Origin of the sequence: Arthrobacter sp. 'calajunan' (assembly GCF_046940185.1) — a bacterium.
Lineage (GTDB): Bacteria > Actinomycetota > Actinomycetes > Actinomycetales > Micrococcaceae > Glutamicibacter > Glutamicibacter soli.
This window is the reverse complement of record NZ_JBKZDY010000036.1, coordinates 1-299: the sequence shown is the minus strand read 5'-3', so window position 1 is coordinate 299 and position 299 is coordinate 1. Positions and strand designations below refer to the sequence as shown.

Genomic DNA, 299 nt, shown 5'->3' with positions numbered 1-299 from the left:
GCTCGCCACCGCCGGAGGCCTCGGCTTCCTGATGGCCCAGCTGGCTCATTCGGCCGTGCTTCTGTGGCTTGCCGTGGTGCTTCACGGCGCGTCGGCGATGGGCGTCTCGGTGGTGTTGATGGCCGCCCTGCTGCGCGCCATTCCAATCAGCCGGATGGGCAGCGCCAGCGGCATCGTCTCGGCAGGGCAGTTCGGCGGATTCACCAGTGGCCCGCTGGCCATGGGCCTGCTGATCAGCTCCCCGGGCGGCTTCACCGCTGGCTGGATCGCCGTCGTCTGCATCTACCTAAGCTGCACCC

At 68.9% G+C, this 299-nt stretch carries 1 pseudogene; it reads left to right on the top strand.

The window, feature by feature from the left end:
* Positions 1-299, top strand: a pseudogene (locus RF641_RS17545) (MFS transporter); the annotation flags it as partial.